This window comes from Kocuria oxytropis, from assembly GCF_040981195.1.
Lineage (GTDB): Bacteria > Actinomycetota > Actinomycetes > Actinomycetales > Micrococcaceae > Kocuria > Kocuria oxytropis.
In genome coordinates this window covers 143,647-160,612 of sequence record NZ_JAVFXA010000011.1, presented here as the reverse complement: position 1 = coordinate 160,612, position 16,966 = coordinate 143,647, and the positions used below count along the sequence as shown (strand labels likewise).

Here is a 16,966-nt window from a genome sequence, read left to right as displayed (position 1 = left end):
GAAGATCAGTGAGTGAGGCCCCGGCCCGCAACCCCCCAGCGCACCCGGGCGGTCACTACATACCGTCTAGTCTCTCGGCGGGCCGCTGCCAGCGTCGAATCTTGGCTCTGCAGAATGGTTCCCATGGGTGACAGCGATGACGTGACGACCGGCCGATCTAGGGTAGTTCTCCCTTCTGCGCAGCCGATGTACCGGGCGGCGGATCGGTGGCGGGACGAGGCTCTCATCGATGACCACAGTCTGTTCAGCGGCGAGCCGTTGGACGGGGCCGCGGCGGCGCAAGAACTTGTGGAGGCTTTCGTCCTGCAACCGGATGTCGGAGCGGGAACCTTCTACGAAAAGCTGGAACAACAGCTGGAAGGGGTCAGCCCGGCGGCGGTCCAACTGGCGGCGGAGCTGATGTTCGTCTACTACCTCATCGTCACCACGGGGGCCGTGAAGCCGGAGACCAAGCGTCAGCACGTCCGGTCGGTGCTGGGCTTCAGGGCGTCCGGCACCTCCGCATTTCCGGCCGACCTCTTCCCAGCTTTGGCAGGCGGCGTGGCCAACCCGGGCACCGCCTACAACACCTACCGCTGGAAGATGCTCGCGTACCTCATCCGGTTCGTTGAGGCCGTCAAGGCTCGGCCCCGCTCGGAGCGCGAGGCAACTCTCACGAACTGGGACACCTTCCAGCAGCTCCTGGAGGGCCTCGACGAGCAGTCCGTCTGGACCCAGCGTTATGCCCTGGAGCATTTGCTCTTCCCCGACCGGGCCCCGAAGATCGTGAGCCGGGACGACCGGCAGGCCGTCAGCAAGGCCTTCGCGGGTCGGCTGAGCGGAGAGCTGCCCGTGGACGAAGTTGCGCGGCGCCTGGAGCCGAACGCTTGGTACGGCGAGCGGGGTTGCGTCGACTTCTACCGCACCCCGTATCGGGAGCAGTGGCAGAAGCAGAGCCCCAAGCTGACCGCCTACGTCTCCTGGGCGCGGCGCTTCCTCGACGCCATGGAGGGACCGCGAGGACAGTGGCTCCAACGCGCGCAGCACGCGGGCGAGGCCGTGAGTGCGGCGAAGCAGCATGAAGACGTCATCGCGCCGTTGCGGGCGGCGCTCGCCGATGACGAAAGCGCCCAGTCGTTTCTCACGTGGGCCCGGGACAACGATGACGACGCCCGCCACGCCGTGACCGCTTTCACCGAGTACCGCGGGGCCGAGGCCGTCGATCAGTTCCTGGGGCGCATCCCTTCGGAAGCTCTGCCGATGGAGACGACCCCGCTCACGGTGGCCTCCACCCTGCTCATGGCGCAGGGCGCCGAGGACTTCCCACTGTGGCCGGGTGCGGCCACCTCGATCACGACGCGGCTCACGGACACCTACGCGCCCCACCAGACGGCTGCGGCGGGGGAGAAGTATGACATGTTCCTCGAGTGCCTGGACATCGTCCGTCGTGCCCTGGGGAACGTGGAGGAGCCGTGGGGAACTCGCCTCGACGCCGCGGTCCTCGCTGACCTCCTCGTGCGGACGTCCCGTCCGGACGGCTGGGACGACTCTGAATGGCGGGCCTTCGAGGGCTGGCGCGCCGGCAAGGCGGTCCCGCTGACGTCGAAAGCGATCGCCCCTACTGCGGCCTCGGCCATCACTGCGCCGACAGCGGCTCGGACCGCGGAGGTGTCGTCGTCGCTCGCCTCCCTCGAGGACCTGGCGACGTCCCTGTCCATGGACAACCAAGGGATGGCCTGGCTCGAGGAGACCGTGGATCTGTTGAAGCACAAGCGCCAGCTCATCATCCAGGGTCCACCGGGCACGGGGAAGACCTACATCGGCCGGAAGCTCGCGGAGTTCCTTGCCGGGGATCCCGCGCGGGTCACCGTCACGCAGTTCCACCCGGGGACCAGCTATGAGGACTTCGTGCAGGGTCTGCGCCCGGACCCGGAGAACCCGACGTCGTTCACGGTGGTGGACGGTCCGCTGCTGCGGGTGGCGCGGGAGGCGGGTGAGCATCCGGACAACACCTACGTGCTGCTCGTCGACGAGATCAACCGCGGCAACGTCCCGGCGGTGTTCGGGGAGCTGTACTACCTGCTGGAGTACCGTGAGCACGAGGTCACACTCACCTATGGCGACGTCTTCGGCCTGCCGGAGAACCTGTTCCTCATCGGCACCATGAACACCGCCGACCGCTCCATCACGGCCCTGGACTCCGCACTGCGCCGCCGTTTCTACGTCCGCGACCTGCGCCCGGGCGAGGTGCCGGTGGACGGGATGCTCCGGCAGCACCTCCAGACCAAGGACGCGGAGCTTGGCTGGCTCGCCGACCTCCTCGCCCGGGCGAACGACATCATCAAAGACCGGGACCAGTATGTGGGGCCCAGCCACTTCATGGGCGAGGGGATGGACGAGACCTGGGCGCGGCGGGCGTGGGAGAACACGGTCATGCCGACGCTGCGGGAGGTCTTCTACAGCCGCCCGGACATCCTCATCGACCTGGAGTTCGAGACGCTCAAGGCGGCCGTCACGCAGACGGCGGGCGATGCTGCAGCTGACTGAGTGGGAGCCCTCCGGGCCGCTGACGGTGACCTCCGCGCAGCGGCGGGTGCTGGAGGACTGCTTCCAGGCCGAGATTAGAGCCGCCGGCACCAGCGATGAGGTGAGTGTGCGGCCGGGCGGGGTGGTCGGCAGCGTGAGCGTCGGCGGTGCCCCGATCGTGGTGCGACCTAAGATCCCGATCGATCGGGTGCTCTTCATGACGGCATATGCGGCGGACCCGTTCCGGTGGGAGGAGGTGTGGTCGGCCATCGCCGGGGTCGACGACCTCGAGGACGGCATGGCGGCGCTTTTCGTCGAGGCCTGCCGGCGGACGCTGCAGCGCGGGCTACTGCGGTCCTACCGGACGGTCGAGGCCGACCTGCCGATGGTCAAGGGGCGCGTGCGCTGGAACGTCCAAGCGCGGCGGCCGGCGCCCCTCCCGATCGCCTCCCGCTTCCAGGTACACGACGACGACATCCCCGAGAACCGCATTCTTCGCGAGGCCCTGGCGGTCCTGCGGCGTGGCCGGCTGACGGACCCGGCGCTCGCGAGCGGAATCGACCGCCTGTGGCGGGTCCTCGAACACGTCCAGCCACTGCGGGACCCGCTGGCGGCGCTGGACATGATCACCTGGACCCGGCAGAACGAGCACTACCGTCAGGTGCTCGGGCTGGCGAGGGTGGTCCTCGAGAGCTTCATGGCCGACGTCACCGGCGGCTCCGTGAGCACGGTTGGCTTCACGCTGCAACTGCACGACGTCTTCGAGAAATTTGTGCGCACAGCCCTGCGCGAGGCCGCCGGACTGTCACTCGCCGAGTTCCCCGAGAACTGGAAGGGCAAGGGGCTGTCCCTGGCCGAGAGCGGGCTCGTTCCCCTCGCCCCGGACCTGGGCGTGCGGATCGACGGGCGGTGGCGCTTCGTGGGAGACGTGAAGTACAAGCGCGACGCCGGACTCGGCCATGAGGCTGACCTGTACCAGCTGCTGGCCTACGCCACCGCGACGGGACTGCCGGAGGCCACATTGATCTATGCGCAGGGGCCCCAGGTGCCTCTCATCCACGAGGTGCGGCACGCGGGCAAGCGACTGCATCTGCGGCACCTCGATCTGTCGGTGTCGCCGCAGAAGGTGTTGCGGCAACTGCGGGACGTAAGGATCGGGTGACGGTGGCAATGCCAGGGATGGCTTGCCCGGGCAGGTTGATGTCGGTCAGCCGTCGACGGGAAGTCAAAGCCCATCTTGGCTACGATCAAGACCGCCGTGTTCCCCATGGGTCTCCGTGCGGCTCTTCAGCTCAATCTTCCAGGCGGGTATTCATATGTCCTCACGTTCCCTGTTCTTGTGGCCCGCGGCTCTGCTACTGCTTGCCGGGTGCGGTGCTTCTTCAGATGGTGAGGGGTCATCCTCAGCTGACATGTCAGCGTCCACGGCATCATCCTCCACCAGCGCACCGCCTGCTGTGTCAGCATCCGTGGAGTCGCCCACCCCTACGGTCACCGGCGTCACAGAGGACATCGACCCCAACGGGGACCTTGCCATCCAGCTAAAACAGCGCTTCCCGGGATATCCGTTGCTGATTGATGCCTCCACCATTGACAGCGATTTCGAGTTCGTGAAGGAGAGCTACAACGTCGGCGAGCAGGTTGTGGCGCTGCTCCCTGGCGTATATGCCACGTACAACTAGTGACCCGTCGGCGAACTGCTTGAACGCTTGATGGGGTGGGATCATGGGTTATGGCAAATCATCCTGCGGCCCCGTTGTTGTTGCGGGAAGGCGATCGGGAGAAGCTGACACGGCTGGTGCACTCCACCTCGGTGCGGGCGGGGCTGGCGCAACGGGCGCGGATCGTGCTGTTGGCCGCCGAGGGGGTCTCCAACACCGAGATCGCGCAGAAGGTCGGGGCCACCCGCACCACGGTCATCGCCTGGCGGGCCCGTTACGCCGAAGCCGGCATCGCCGGGCTGGCCGACCACGACCGGTCGGGACGTCCGAGGCGGATCGACCACCGGGCGATCGTGGCCGCGACCCTGCGGCCGCCGCCGAAGAAGCTCGGGGTCACGCACTGGTCCTCCCGGCTGCTGGCGTCCCGGTTGGGGATCGACCACAGCACGGTCGCGAAGGCCTGGCACGAGTACGGGGTGGCCCCGTGGCGGGAGGGAACCTTCAAGTTCTCCACCGACCCCGAACTGGTGGCCAAGGTCGTCGACGTCGTCGGGCTCTACCTGGCCCCACCGGAGAACGCGGTGGTGCTGTGCGTGGACGAGAAGTCTCAGATCCAAGCGCTGGAACGCACCTCCCCGTCGCTGCCGATGCAGCCGGGGAAGCCGGCGGCCCGGACTCATGACTACGTCCGGCACGGGACCTCGACGCTGTTCGCGGCGCTGGAGATCGCCACCGGCCACGTGACGGCCGCGTGCAAGCCGCGGCACCGGCGCCAGGAGTTCCTGGCCTTCCTCAAACAGGTGGCTCGGGCCTACCCGGACCAGGAACTGCACCTGGTGATGGACAACTACGCCGTGCACAAGACCCCCGAGGTGAAGGCGTGGCTGGCCGAGAACCCCCGGTTCCAGGTGCACTTCACCCCCACCTCGGCCTCCTGGCTGAACCTCGTGGAGGTGTGGTTCGGCATCATCGAGCGCCAGGCCCTGCACCGAGCCGATGTCGCCTCCGTAGCCGAGCTGAACAAGCGGATCCGGGCCTTCGTCACCGGCTGGAACGACCGCTGCCACCCCTTCGTATGGACCAAGACCAGCACCGAGATCCTGAAGAAAGCCAACCGACCAACCACTTCAAAGACGGGCCACTAGAACATCCCCAACATGGACAGTTACTACGAAGCTGGGGTCGTCTTCGGTGACGCGATGATGCACGCGGAATACCTTCCCAATTCCGGCGGGTCGTTCTTCTCCGGGGTGGAGAAGTCCGAACAGGAGCCGACCAGTCCGATCCCTCCGGCAGCCGAGGACCCGGACTCCGCGCTTGCGACCGCGCTGAAGGAGCAATTCCCGGGGTACCCGGTCGTGGTGGATCTGTCCTCGATCGACGACTCCGTGGCCACCACGATGGAGTCCATGACCGACGACGGCAAGGCGGTCGCATTGGTCCCAGGGCTCTATGCCGCCTACAACTCCCACTTCACCGACCCGGACAAGTATTACGAGACTTCCAATGTCTTCGGCGACCAGATGATGAAAGAGGAATACCTGCCGGACACGGGCGGGTCGATCTTCCCAGGGGTGCAGGCCGGTTCCCAGGAGCCCTGAATCAGACACCGTCGATGGGCGGTGGTCCGACACCCCACCGTCTGGCGAGGCTGTGCTCCGCCGTTTCCACGGTCTCGCCGGCACCACCCGGTGCGGGCCCGTCCGGGGCGCTGGCCGCCACCGGCCTCGAGGTGCTGCTGACCACGCTGTTCAGCGACGAGCAGATGGCCTCCTTCGGCTGGCGGATCCCCTTCGTGGCCGGCGCCCTGCTGGGCCTCTACGGGCTGCTCATCCGGTTCCGGATGGCGGAGTCCCACGTGTTCGAGAGCAGCGTCGAGGCGGCAGCGGCCGACGACGTCGTCGTCGCCCGTCCGTCGGTGTGGCGCACCCTGTGGAGCGAGAAGCGGGCGGTGCTGCACATCTCGGCCCTGTCGATGAGCGGCGTGGTGGTGTTCTGCACCTGGTTCATCTTCGCCCCCTCCTATGCGGTGGCCGTGCACGGCATGGACGCCCAGCACTCCCTGGTGGCCGGTCTGCTGGCGCAGGGCGTGTTCCTGGCCATGATCCCGGTCATGGGCCGGCTGGCCGACCGGTGGGGCCGGAAGCCCCTGGTCTTCGTCTTCACCCTGGGCTTCGCCGTCCTGGCGTTCCCGCTGGAGTGGATGCTCGGTTCCGGACCGGTCAGCCTGTTCGCGAGCATGGGCATCGCTTCGGTGCTGCTGGCTGCGGCCTGCGCCCCGCTGGGGGCGATCTTCACCGAGCTCGTCCCCACCCGGGTGCGGGCCACGGTGGTGGGCTTCACCTACGGTGGCGCCTCGGCGGTCTTCGGCGGCAGCGCCCCCTACCTGAACACCTGGCTGTCCTCCCAGGGGATGCACGCGGTGTTCGTCGCCGCCCTGATCGCGGCCTGCCTGGTCACCGCGGCCGTCACCCTGCGGATGCCGGAGACCCGTACCGTAGAGCTGACCTGATCCCCCGGCGCGAGGCGGCACTGATGGCACGGTTCACCCTGCGGCAGCTCGAGTACTTCCGGGCGATCGCACGGACCGGCAGCATCAGTGCCGCCGCCGCGCAGGAGATGGTCTCCCGCTCGGCCATGGCCACCGCGCTCGGGGAGCTGAAGAAGGCCCTCGAAGCCGAGCTCGTCATCCGCCGCAAGGCCCAGGGGATCGTGCTCACCGAGGCCGGTCAGGAGGTCCTCGAGCAGGCCACAACCCTGCTGCACCAGGCCGAGGAGCTCGAAGGGGCCGTGCACCCGGAGCGGCTGTGCGGCACGCTTTCGGTCGGGTGCTCCAGCTCCGTCGCCCCGACCTTCCTGCCGGCCATGATGGACGCCTTCACCCGCACCCACCCCGACGTCCACTTCCGGGCCTTCGCCGAGCCCGAGGACCTGCTGCTCAAGCGGCTGCGGGCCGGGGAGATCGACGTGGCGGTCTCCTACAACCTGCATGAGGACCCCACCCTGGAGTCGGTGGAGCTCTACCGCACCCGTTGGCATCCTTGTGTAGCAAACGCCATCATCGCAAGGTCTCAAACCGCTACCCAGCCAAGGACGCGTCGCTCATCTACACCCATAGTCGCGACGATGCACCGTAATCTGCGGGCAGGAATCGCTGGCTCCGACCATTCATGACGTGCGGCACGGGTACGCGACTCTGTCAACCCCAGGCGCGAATCCATCGGCTCTGCAGCTGGAGATGCATCCGGGTCATCCGAAGGAACGCCAGCGACTCCAAGGCACCGTGTAGAAATGCAAAAGCCCTCGTCACGTAAGTGGCGAGGGCTCGTCGATCTTGGAGATTGACGGCATGTCCTAGTTAGTGTGACACGCCTCGGGCGAGGTTTTTCAGCCGCGACACGCGCACAACCCACAGTGTAGGCCACGTGCTCGTGTACCGTCAACCGGAAGGAGGGTGCGACATGAAATTTGAGCCATCCAAATGGGTAGAACTTATAGCCGGGATTTTTATGTTGGCTGTTGGTGGAATGTTGGCTGCGTTCCATAATAGTCAATTGATCCTCGCGATAGCAGGGGGTTTCAGTTCAGCGCTTGGCGGAGCGTTGATATCTTGGTCTATTGGTACGGCCATATCACAGCGGGATGCAATTAACCACGTGGCGGGCCAAATCTCGCACGTAAGTCGAAGCATTGGGCAAGCGGCTGGTTCGGTGCATAGAACCGCTGAGCTTTTCCATGACAAAGTAATGTCGCCGCATACCGGATTTGAACTGGTTTCTCAGCAAGCCACGACGATCTATAATCAAGTAACTACATTGCAAAACATTGTCGGCAATAAGATTGAAACGGCCGAGCTCTCGGAGACTGTAAGCGAGCTTGAAAATCTTAGTCGCCAACTTGAGCGCGGGAAAAGCGCACATGAGGTTAAGGACAAATTGGAGGCAGTGCGCAGCCGACTCGAAGGTAGATCCCCTGTCCGAGTTCCAGCATCGGCCCCATGCCCCCATTGCATGCACGAAGTGGATTTCAGTATGGGCATGAACGCCGGAGACACTGCTCGAGTGGAATGCAATAATTGTGGCGCCGGATATAATGCACACAGAGATTCGGACAATAAAATATTTACCCGTGTGCTAGGCGGGGAAGTGTCACGAGTGAATTCTCCCTCGAGACGGATATCCGACGGTCCAAACGAGCGGTTGTCCAAGGATGTTAGTGCCAGATGCCCCACCTGCGGCGTTGATATAAACGTCACGACGCGGAGTAGGGAAGACAATCCCGTCCTTACATGCACGGCGTGTGGTACCCAAAGTCGTCGAGATCTCGGATCCGGGAAGCAGGTGGTGACTGGACGGCTTTCCAAGGTGGTTGGTCAAGTTGTTGATCGGTATGGGTCGGGGGGTACTGGGGCAAGGCCAATCGTTTGTTGCACTGACTGTGGTGAGGAATTTCGGTGCATCATCCGCAAGCCTGATGCGTTTTATGGAATTCACGTCAGGTGTGGAAAGCTAATGGAGGTGTCAAAGCAAGACTTTTTGGAATGGCGGAGAGCCAAGGAAGGTGTTGACGTCCATGAAGGCTAACCTTGGGTACTTAAGGTCTCAGGGTAGTATGGTATTTCTCCATTACGTCTGAGTTTGTACGGAATCAAGTTGATAACTGCAGTGACACGTCGGCGAGTGCGTCTAGTCGAAAGCGATCAAGGGATGATAAATGTGTGGCACATTTTGATATCCAAGTATTTTCCGCGTTCCGTATGAATGCACTCACGTCCATGCTCGGGCAGTGGCGAAAAGCTGCTTGGATCTTCCCAGGTGAGAGTTAATTTAATTTCAGCATTCAAGTAACCAAGCGACACCTGGTTTGGGCGGCAGGGTTCGGCGTGCGCGTAAATCCGTTGGGCCTCCTTCGTGTGCGTGGGTATTCCTGTTAAGATTACTGGGTTACATTGTGTTATTGTTAATGTTGCACCATAAGGTTGATCGAAGAATTGGGAGGAACGGCGTTGGCTGACGAGAGGTGGACCGAAGTCAGCCCGTCGGAGTTCGAGCACGAGGCCCAGGGTCTGGCCTACCTCCGGGAGCGGCTCCCGGACGAGATGCCCTACCGTGCATGGACCAACTTCGAGTTCCGCGACTCCCTGGGTCGCTGGCACGAGGTCGACGCCATGATCCTCACGCGCAACACCCTGCACATCGTCGAGCTGAAGTACTACAGCGGGACCATCACCGGCACGGACACCCGGTGGCGCCGCGACAACGGCGACCGGAGTCGCTCCGAAGATTCTCCGCTCATGCTGGCGCAGAAGAAGGCCCGGGTCTTCGCCTCCCGGCTCAAGGACGAGTTCGCTGACTGGGCAGCCAAGAAGGGCGTCGATCACCGTGCATTCATGCGCCAGATCGTGCCCTACGTGAAGGCGGAAGTGTTCCTCCACCACCCGCACGTCCGTGTCGACCTGAGCGAGGAATCGAAGCAGAATCTGTGGGGCCTCGACGCCACCGAGAACGTCTCCGGGCTTCGCGGAATCTCCAGTCTCATCCTGGAAGAGCCGCACAACGGCACGCCGATCGGCAGGAACCAGGAGGAGATCCTCGCCGAGCTGATCGAGCGCGTCGGCGTGCAGCGCCGCGAGCGGCAGTACGGCTCGTGGACCCTGCACGCCAGCGAGGTCCTCGGCCAAGGACCCGACTGGCTCGATCTCGCCGCGAGCCACTCCGCCGTCCAGGACCGCCAGGCACGGATCCGCATCCACCTCACGCCCGAGGGCGCGTCGAAGGAGGACGTTCGCCGCCGGCGCCAGCTGGCCGAACACGAGTTCCGCCTCATGAGCAGGCTCTCCCACGACGGCCTCATGCGCCCGGTGGACCTGCTCGAGACCGACATGGGCGTGGGCCTCGTCTACGACTACGACAAGGACTACCAGCGGCTGGACCTCTGGATGGCCGACCAGGTCAATGGCGCAACGCTCGAGGACCAGCTCGAGATCATCCGGCAGGCCGCCGAGACGCTCGACTACGCCCACCGCAATGCCGTGGTCCACCGCGGTCTCTGGCCGCAGGCGGTGTGGGTCAAGCGCGAGCGGAACAGGCTCTCGGTGAAGCTCAGCGACTGGCAGACCGCCGGCTCGGCCTCCGCCGACGCCGCGGAGACCGGCGTGACCAGCCTCGTCCGTTCCGAGGCCACCGTGTTCGGAGGAACGGACGACGACGGTTCACGGGCCGATGTGTACCGCGCACCGGAAGGCCGCTGGATCGGACCGTCCACCGATCGCATGGGACTTGACGTGTTCTCCCTCGGAGCGCTCGCCTTCTACATCCTTACCGGCCGGTCCCCGGCCGAGAGCCCTCTCGACCTCGCCGAGAAACTCCGCGAGCAAGGCGGTCTGGACGCCGCGGCCCTGGTCCCGCAGCTGGGATCCAACATCCGTGATGCGGTGCGCAGCGCCACCCGGCCTCGGCCCAGCGACCGGACGCCGGCCGTCCGGGACTTCCTGGACCAGCTGGAACGACCCGACGTCGACGAGACCGTCGTGGACGATCCGCTGGAGGCCACCGCGGGCACCGTCCTGGCCGGCGGCCGGTTCGTCGTGCAGCGGCGCCTGGGCAAGGGCTCGACCGCCGTCGGCATGCAGGTCGAGGAGAGGTCCGGCGAGGAGCCGGTGGTCCGCGTGCTCAAGCTGGCGCTCGACGACAAGGCGGCCGCCCGCCTGGAGGATGAGGCCCAAGTCATGGCCGATCTGCCGCGCTCCCCGCGCCTGGTCGCCCGTGTGGAAGGACCGATCGACGTCGACGGCCGCCAGGCCCTCCTTCTGGAGTCCGCTGGCCCGCAGACCCTCACGGAGCTGCTCCGCGAGCGCCGGGGCCGTCTCTCCCTGGACCTCACCGAACGCTTCGGCAACGACCTGCTCCAGGCCGTCGAACTCCTGGACAAGGCGGGGATCGTCCACCGCGACATCAAGCCGTCCAACCTCGGGGTGCGCGCCGACAGCAACAAGTCCAAGCACCTCGTGCTCTTCGACTTCTCCGCCTCCCGGGCCGACCCCGGCAATCTGGAGATCGGCACCGCGCCGTACCTGGACCCGTTCCTGGGGAAGGACCGTCCGCAGTTCGACTCCGCGGCGGAGCGCTACGCCGTCGCCGTCGTCCTCTTCGAGATGGCGACCGGGCGGACGCCGTACTACGGCGACGATCCGTACGCGGCACCCACCGTGGTCGACGACGACGTCACCATCCGGCCCGGGGAGCTCGACCCGTCGGTGGAGGAGCCGCTCGGGGAGTTCTTCCGCCGCGCACTGGCTCGCAGCATCGAGGACCGGTTCGACACCGTCCAGGACATGCGTGCGGCGTGGCAACGGGTGTTCACCGGCCAGCCCACCACGGCCCCCGAGGACGCCGACGAGCTCGCCGAGCAGGCGGAGCTGGACACGCCGCTCACGGAGGCGGGCCTGTCCGCCCGGGGCCTTTCGGCCCTCGAACCCTTCCGCGTGACGACCGTCGGGGACTTGCTGGCGGTCGACGCCGTCCGGCTGAACCACCTGTCGGGCGTGGCGGAGCCGACCCGCCGGGAGGTCAAGGGCCGTGCGAACGCCTGGCGGCGCCGCTTCGGCGAGCAGGTCGTCCTGGACACGGACCGGTCCGGACTCCCGACCCTTACGCACACTGCGGACCTGCTCCGGGGGGTGCTCACCAGCACCCGCACCACGAGCGGTGTCGAGGCCGTCGACCTGGTCCTCGGCCGGACGGGCTCTCTCGACGCCTTCGCGACGCAGGCTGAGCTCGGCGGGTCCATGGCCAAGCCCATCACCTCGGCTGGGACCAGCCTGCTCCTCGACCGTCTCCAGGACACCTGGGCGAAGCACGACGACAGCCTGCGGCTGCTGCGGGCGCTGGAGCGCGTGGTCGACGCCCGCCTCGACGAACTCGGCCAGGTCGCCACGCCGGAGGAGCTGGCCGACGCCATCCGGGCCGCCTCCTCGGTGGGGTCCGAGAAGCCTGCGGAAGCACGCCGGCTCGCCCACGGCCTGCTGCGGATCGTCGTCGACCGGCGCCGCGCCCAGCTGCGCGGCGAGCAGGACGCCCAGCCCCTGGAGATCAGGCGCCGTGAGAAGCGCGTCCTGGCGATTGCCCGCGACACCCGGCTGCTGGACCGGGCGGACTCCCTCGGCGCCGAAGCCGACGCCCTCGTCCGCCGCCTGGCCGCCGAGGACGATCTCGTCCCGGCGGAGCGCGTCCTGGAAGGGCTCCAGAAGCACTGGCAGGACGACGACCCTCCGGCGCTGTGGGACGGACTCCGCCCCGTGCGCCTGGCCGCGCAGCTGTCGGCAGCAGCGGCGGCCACCAGCATCGGCGAGCTGTACGCCCGCGACCTGCCCGCCCACCGCGCCGTCGCACTCGTGCTCGGCGGGATGGGGGTCCGGGAACTGCACACGCCGAAGGAGATCCACGACCGGGTGCGGACCCGCTTCCCGTCGTTCGGATCCCTGCCGAACCGCCCGGGCCTGGACTCCGTGCTCCGGGACGCCGGCGTGGAGCTGATCTTCGACGAGACGCGCAAGGCCTATGTCAGCCCGACGGTGCGCGGTGACACGACAGGCCTCTACACCCAGGTGCCCACCTATGTGGCGGACACCGCGGAGGACCTCAGCGCCGGTGCGCTGACGCAGCGGCTCAAGGACAGCATCGACCGCCGCTCCTACCTCGTGCTCGGCACCCGCCCGGACCGCATGGACAAGCTCCAGCGGATCCTGCAGGACCAGTTCGGGGGCCAGGTCCTGGACGTCACCAGCCTGCTCCTGGACGAACTGCACCGGATGGCAGACGAGGGCGAAGTCCCACCCTGGACCTCGCTCGTGGCGGCCGACGCCCAGCCGCAGACCGCCCGGCCACGCAAGGGCCTGCAGGTCGTGGTGGACCGGGCCATTCCCGCGGTCATCGACCGGTTGCACGAGGCCATGAACGACGCCGACCGCCCGGGGCCGGTCGTCCTCACCGAGACCTCGCCGCTGGTCCGCTACGGCCACGGCGCGGTCCTGCGCCGGCTCAGTGACCTGACCGAGCGCAGGGAACGCGCAGTGTGGGTGCTCGTGCCGCAGTTCGCGTCCCATGTCGGTGCCATGGTCGACGGTGAGTCCGTGCAGACCTCCCCCCAGCAGTTCATCCCCGTCGATTCCGTGTGGATCGACCCCCGGGCGGCCCAACTGCTCGAACCCGGTGATCCCCGAGGAGCCCACGCATGACCGCCACCCCCCAGCTGACCGCCGACCTGCAAAAGCTGGTCCTGGAGGTCGAGGACGACCTCCGTGCCCGGCTGGAGGCGGACCCCGAACGAAGCCGGGACTGGCACGAGGAGCACCGCCAGGCGATGCGCGCCCGGCGCACCGCCATGGCGTGGACCACGTGGCGGGACGACCGCATCGTGCAGGCAGCGGTCTCCTGGGTCCTCACCACGGTCTTCGTCCGCTTCGCCGAGGACAATGAACTGGTGGCCCCGACCTGGTTCACCGGACCGGGGGAGCGGCGGCACCACGCCGTCGAGGCCCAGCAGGCGTTCTTCCGCGAGCACCCCGAGCTGACCGACCGAGAGTGGCTCGAGGAGTCCTTCGAGCACCTGCGCAGCCACCCCTCGACCGCCGGGCTCGTCGACGACCACGCCGGCCTGCGTCTGATCAGTCCCTCGGGGCAGATGGCGACCCGCATCATCGCGTTCTGGCGGCGGCCCGACGACGACGGCGCAGTCGTCCACGACCTGGCCGATCCGGAGCTGTCCACCCGGTTCCTGGGCGACCTGTACCAGGACCTCTCCGAGCACGCCCGGGAGACGTTCGCCCTCCTTCAGACGCCGGAGTTCGTCGAGGAATTCGTCCTCGACCAGACGCTCACGCCGGCACTCGAGGAGCGCCCGCTCGAGGGGTTCAAGCTCATCGACCCCACGTGCGGATCGGGTCACTTCCTGCTGGGCGCCTTCGCCCGATTCAACGACCTATGGGCGCAGAAGGCGCCGAGCATGGGCGCGCGGGAGCGCGTGCAGAAGGCCCTGGAGTCGGTCTACGGCGTGGACATCAACGCCTTCGCCGTGGCCGTCGCACGCTTCCGCCTCACCATTGCGGCGCTGCAAGCCTGCGGCGAACGGTCATTGGACACCGCAGATTCGTTCGACATCCACGTGGAGACCGGTGACTCCCTCATCCACGGCAAGGCCCCGGACATGCTCGAAGGCTTCTCCGACGGCACGGGAGCTGACCTCTTCGCCTACGCCACGGAGGACCAGCAGGCGCTCAAGAAGATCCTGGCGCCAGGACAGTACGACGCGGTCGTAGGAAATCCGCCGTACATCACGGTCAAGGACAAGACGCTCAACGAGCGCTACCGGGAGCTGTACCGCACCTGCAAGGGCAAGTACGCCATGACGGTGCCCTTCATGGAACGGTTCTTCGAGCTCGCCAAACGCGGTTCCTCGGTCCAGCCTGCGGGCTGGACCGGCCAGATCACGTCGAACTCCTTCATGAAGCGGGAGTTCGGGACGAAGGTCATCGAGGATTTCCTCTCCCAGCTCGACCTCCGATCGGTCATCGACACGTCGGGCGCCTACATCCCCGGACATGGCACACCGACCGTCATCCTGGTGGGGCGCAATGACCGGCCCCGATCTGGAACCGTCCGTGCGGTGCTCGGCATTCGAGGCGAGCCCGGCCGTCCCGCCAATGCTTCCCGCGGGCTGGTGTGGTCCTCCCTCTCCGCTCATGTCGATGAGCCAGGGCATGAGGACGAGTGGATTTCGGTCGTGGATCTCCAGCGTGACGGGCTGGCAATTCATCCGTGGAACCTGCAGGGCGGCGCCGTGCCAGCGGTAATGAGCAAGATCGAGGTGTCGGCCGTTGACCGCTTGCAGTCTCGAATTGCAGGAGACATTGGATTTGCCAGCTTTCCTGGTGCGGATGAAGCTTTTTTTGGTGCGGAAATCGAACTGAAGCGTTCCGTCGAGGAGCCAGGATTTGTTCGTCCAGTAGTAACGGGGGACATTGTTCGGGACTGGGGTGAGCGAGAGGGCTTGTGGTCATTCGTCCCATACGATCACCGCCATGAACTTGTAGATCTGGATCCGAACGCTAAATGGTATAAGCGGCAATGGCCTATGCGCGCCGTCCTCGGAGGCGTTACTGACTTCGGTGGAGTGACGCAGGCTTCGGCGGGAAAGCCATGGTGGGGGTGGTATCGATGGATCAAGAGGCGTTATGACGTACCGCTATCTCTCACGTTCGCATTTGTAGCGACGCACAACCACTTCGTGCTCGATCGCGGCGGAAAGGTGTTCAAGCAGTCTGCGCCGGTGATCAAGCTGCCCCAGGGGGCGACGGAGGAGGAACACCTGGCGCTGCTCGGCGTCCTCAACTCGTCGGTGGCCTGCTTCTGGCTCAAGCAGAACAGCCACAACAAGGGCGGGCCGGGAGGTGGCAGTTCGAAAGATGAAAAGTGGCGAGATTTTTATGAGTTTACGGGGACCGTACTTAAGGGCTTTCCTCTTCCTGACCGGCTCGACATTGAAATACCAAGGGGGCTCGACGCTTGCGCGGCCGAGTTGGCAAAACATTCTCCGGAAGCTGTGGCTCGTACAGGCGTTCCTTCCCGTGCTCTCCTGGACGGGGCGCGAGAGCACGAAAGGGAAATTCGTGCGCGGATGGTCTTCCTTCAGGAAGAGTTGGACTGGTTCTATTACAGGGCCTTTGGCCTGGTTGGCGAGGATCTGAACTATTATGGTCGCCCCCAATGCGTCCGTGTGGGCGGTAGGCCCTTCGAAGAAGTGCTGCGTCATCGAGTTAGGGATCATGGGTACGTTACTCGATGGTTCACAGATTTCGCCGAAGTTGATCAGCTCGACCGTGGCGACTCGAACGAATATGAGAATGTAGTCACTCGTCGGCTCGAAATGATCAATTCGAATCCAATGATTCGCTGGCTGGAGCGTCCTGACTTCAAACGGCCATGGTCAGTGGAAGCTTGGGAAAAGCGGGAAAAACTAGCTCTGCGCGGCTGGCTCCTCGATCGTATCGAGTCGCGGAACCACTGGTTCGACCGGCAGGGGCGTCCATCGGTGCGCAGCGTCGGTCAGCTGGCCGATGCGCTGGGCCGTGACCAGGACTTCGTGTCCGTCCTTGAGCTGTGGGCGGGACAGCGGGACGTGGACCTCGTGGCCACGCTGACCAAGCTGCTGACCGACGAGGCGGTGCCCTACCTCGCGGCGTGGCGATTGAAAGAACCGGCCCTGCGCAAGTGGGAGGCATGGAAGACCACGTGGGACCTCCAGCGGCGTGAGGACGCGGGCGAGGACGTGGGGCAGATTCCCGTGCCCCCCAAGTACACGACCGCGGACTTCCGCAAGCAGTCCTACTGGTCGCACCGTGGCAAGCTGGACGTGCCCAAGGAGCGCTTCATCGTCTACCCCGGGGCGGAGCTGTCCACTGACCGGTCGATGCTGCTGGGCTGGGCTGGCTGGAACCACGCCGAGCAGTTCCTCGCCCTGGCCTCGCACATGGACCGGATGATTGCCGACGGCGCCGAGGACGACCGGCTCGTCCCCGTGCTGGCCGGTCTGCACGAGCTCCTGCCGTGGGTGCAGCAGTGGCACGCGGAGCTCGACCCCGCCTACGGAGTGAGCCTCGGCGACTTCGCGGCGCAGGAGGTCGAGCAGCGGCGGGCGCGGCTCGCCGTCGCACTGGACGACCTCGTCGCCTGGCGTCCGCCGAAGGCGACCCGTGGCCGGAAGAAGGCCTCATGACCGCCGTACTGTGCACTCTGTTCCCGACG

General features: G+C 66.0%; 9 protein-coding genes. All 9 read left to right on the top strand.

The window, feature by feature from the left end:
• Positions 1 to 123: 123 nt before the first annotated feature.
• Positions 124 to 2,526, top strand: a complete 2,403-nt coding sequence (locus QYM41_RS12660; RefSeq protein WP_368800121.1) for an McrB family protein — start codon at positions 124 to 126, stop codon at positions 2,524 to 2,526.
• The gene (locus tag QYM41_RS12655; protein ID WP_368800120.1) at positions 2,510 to 3,667 is read left to right on the top strand and encodes an McrC family protein; all 1,158 of its coding nucleotides are present in this window, start codon (positions 2,510 to 2,512) and stop codon (positions 3,665 to 3,667) included. The genes QYM41_RS12660 and QYM41_RS12655 overlap by 17 nt, the downstream gene beginning before the upstream one ends.
• A gap of 250 nt (positions 3,668 to 3,917) precedes the next feature.
• Complete coding sequence (locus QYM41_RS12650; protein ID WP_368800119.1) at positions 3,918 to 4,187, top strand: hypothetical protein; 270 nt, start codon at positions 3,918 to 3,920, stop codon at positions 4,185 to 4,187.
• 50 nt (positions 4,188 to 4,237) lie between these two features.
• The gene (locus QYM41_RS12645; protein ID WP_368800118.1) at positions 4,238 to 5,311 is read left to right on the top strand and encodes an IS630 family transposase; all 1,074 of its coding nucleotides are present in this window, start codon (positions 4,238 to 4,240) and stop codon (positions 5,309 to 5,311) included.
• Between the two features lie 12 nt (positions 5,312 to 5,323).
• The gene (locus tag QYM41_RS12640; RefSeq protein ID WP_368800117.1) at positions 5,324 to 5,767 is read left to right on the top strand and encodes a hypothetical protein; all 444 of its coding nucleotides are present in this window, start codon (positions 5,324 to 5,326) and stop codon (positions 5,765 to 5,767) included.
• 14 nt (positions 5,768 to 5,781) lie between these two features.
• On the top strand, positions 5,782 to 6,678 hold the full coding sequence (locus QYM41_RS12635; RefSeq protein ID WP_368800116.1) for an MFS transporter: 897 nt from the start codon (positions 5,782 to 5,784) through the stop codon (positions 6,676 to 6,678).
• Positions 6,679 to 6,701: 23 nt separating this feature from the next.
• On the top strand, positions 6,702 to 7,340 hold the full coding sequence (locus QYM41_RS12630; RefSeq protein ID WP_368800115.1) for a LysR family transcriptional regulator: 639 nt from the start codon (positions 6,702 to 6,704) through the stop codon (positions 7,338 to 7,340).
• Between the two features lie 1,831 nt (positions 7,341 to 9,171).
• Positions 9,172 to 13,401 (top strand): BREX system serine/threonine kinase PglW, encoded by a 4,230-nt coding sequence (gene pglW, locus QYM41_RS12625; RefSeq protein ID WP_368800114.1) that lies wholly within the window; start codon positions 9,172 to 9,174, stop codon positions 13,399 to 13,401.
• On the top strand, positions 13,398 to 16,937 hold the full coding sequence (pglX, locus tag QYM41_RS12620) for a BREX-2 system adenine-specific DNA-methyltransferase PglX (RefSeq protein WP_368800113.1): 3,540 nt from the start codon (positions 13,398 to 13,400) through the stop codon (positions 16,935 to 16,937). Before pglW ends, pglX begins: the two co-directional genes overlap by 4 nt.
• Positions 16,938 to 16,966: the final 29 nt, after the last annotated feature.

Excerpts from the sequence above, each read along its gene's own strand:
- QYM41_RS12660 (WP_368800121.1), top strand. The coding sequence starts at position 124 with ATGGGTGACAGCGATGACGTGACGACCGGCCGATCTAGGGTAGTTCTC.
- QYM41_RS12635 (WP_368800116.1), top strand. The coding sequence starts at position 5,782 with ATGGGCGGTGGTCCGACACCCCACCGTCTGGCGAGGCTGTGCTCCGCC.
- pglX (WP_368800113.1), top strand. The coding sequence starts at position 13,398 with ATGACCGCCACCCCCCAGCTGACCGCCGACCTGCAAAAGCTGGTCCTG.
- QYM41_RS12640 (WP_368800117.1), top strand. The coding sequence starts at position 5,324 with ATGGACAGTTACTACGAAGCTGGGGTCGTCTTCGGTGACGCGATGATG.
- QYM41_RS12655 (WP_368800120.1), top strand. The coding sequence starts at position 2,510 with ATGCTGCAGCTGACTGAGTGGGAGCCCTCCGGGCCGCTGACGGTGACC.
- QYM41_RS12645 (WP_368800118.1), top strand. The coding sequence starts at position 4,238 with ATGGCAAATCATCCTGCGGCCCCGTTGTTGTTGCGGGAAGGCGATCGG.
- QYM41_RS12650 (WP_368800119.1), top strand. The coding sequence starts at position 3,918 with ATGTCAGCGTCCACGGCATCATCCTCCACCAGCGCACCGCCTGCTGTG.
- QYM41_RS12630 (WP_368800115.1), top strand. The coding sequence starts at position 6,702 with ATGGCACGGTTCACCCTGCGGCAGCTCGAGTACTTCCGGGCGATCGCA.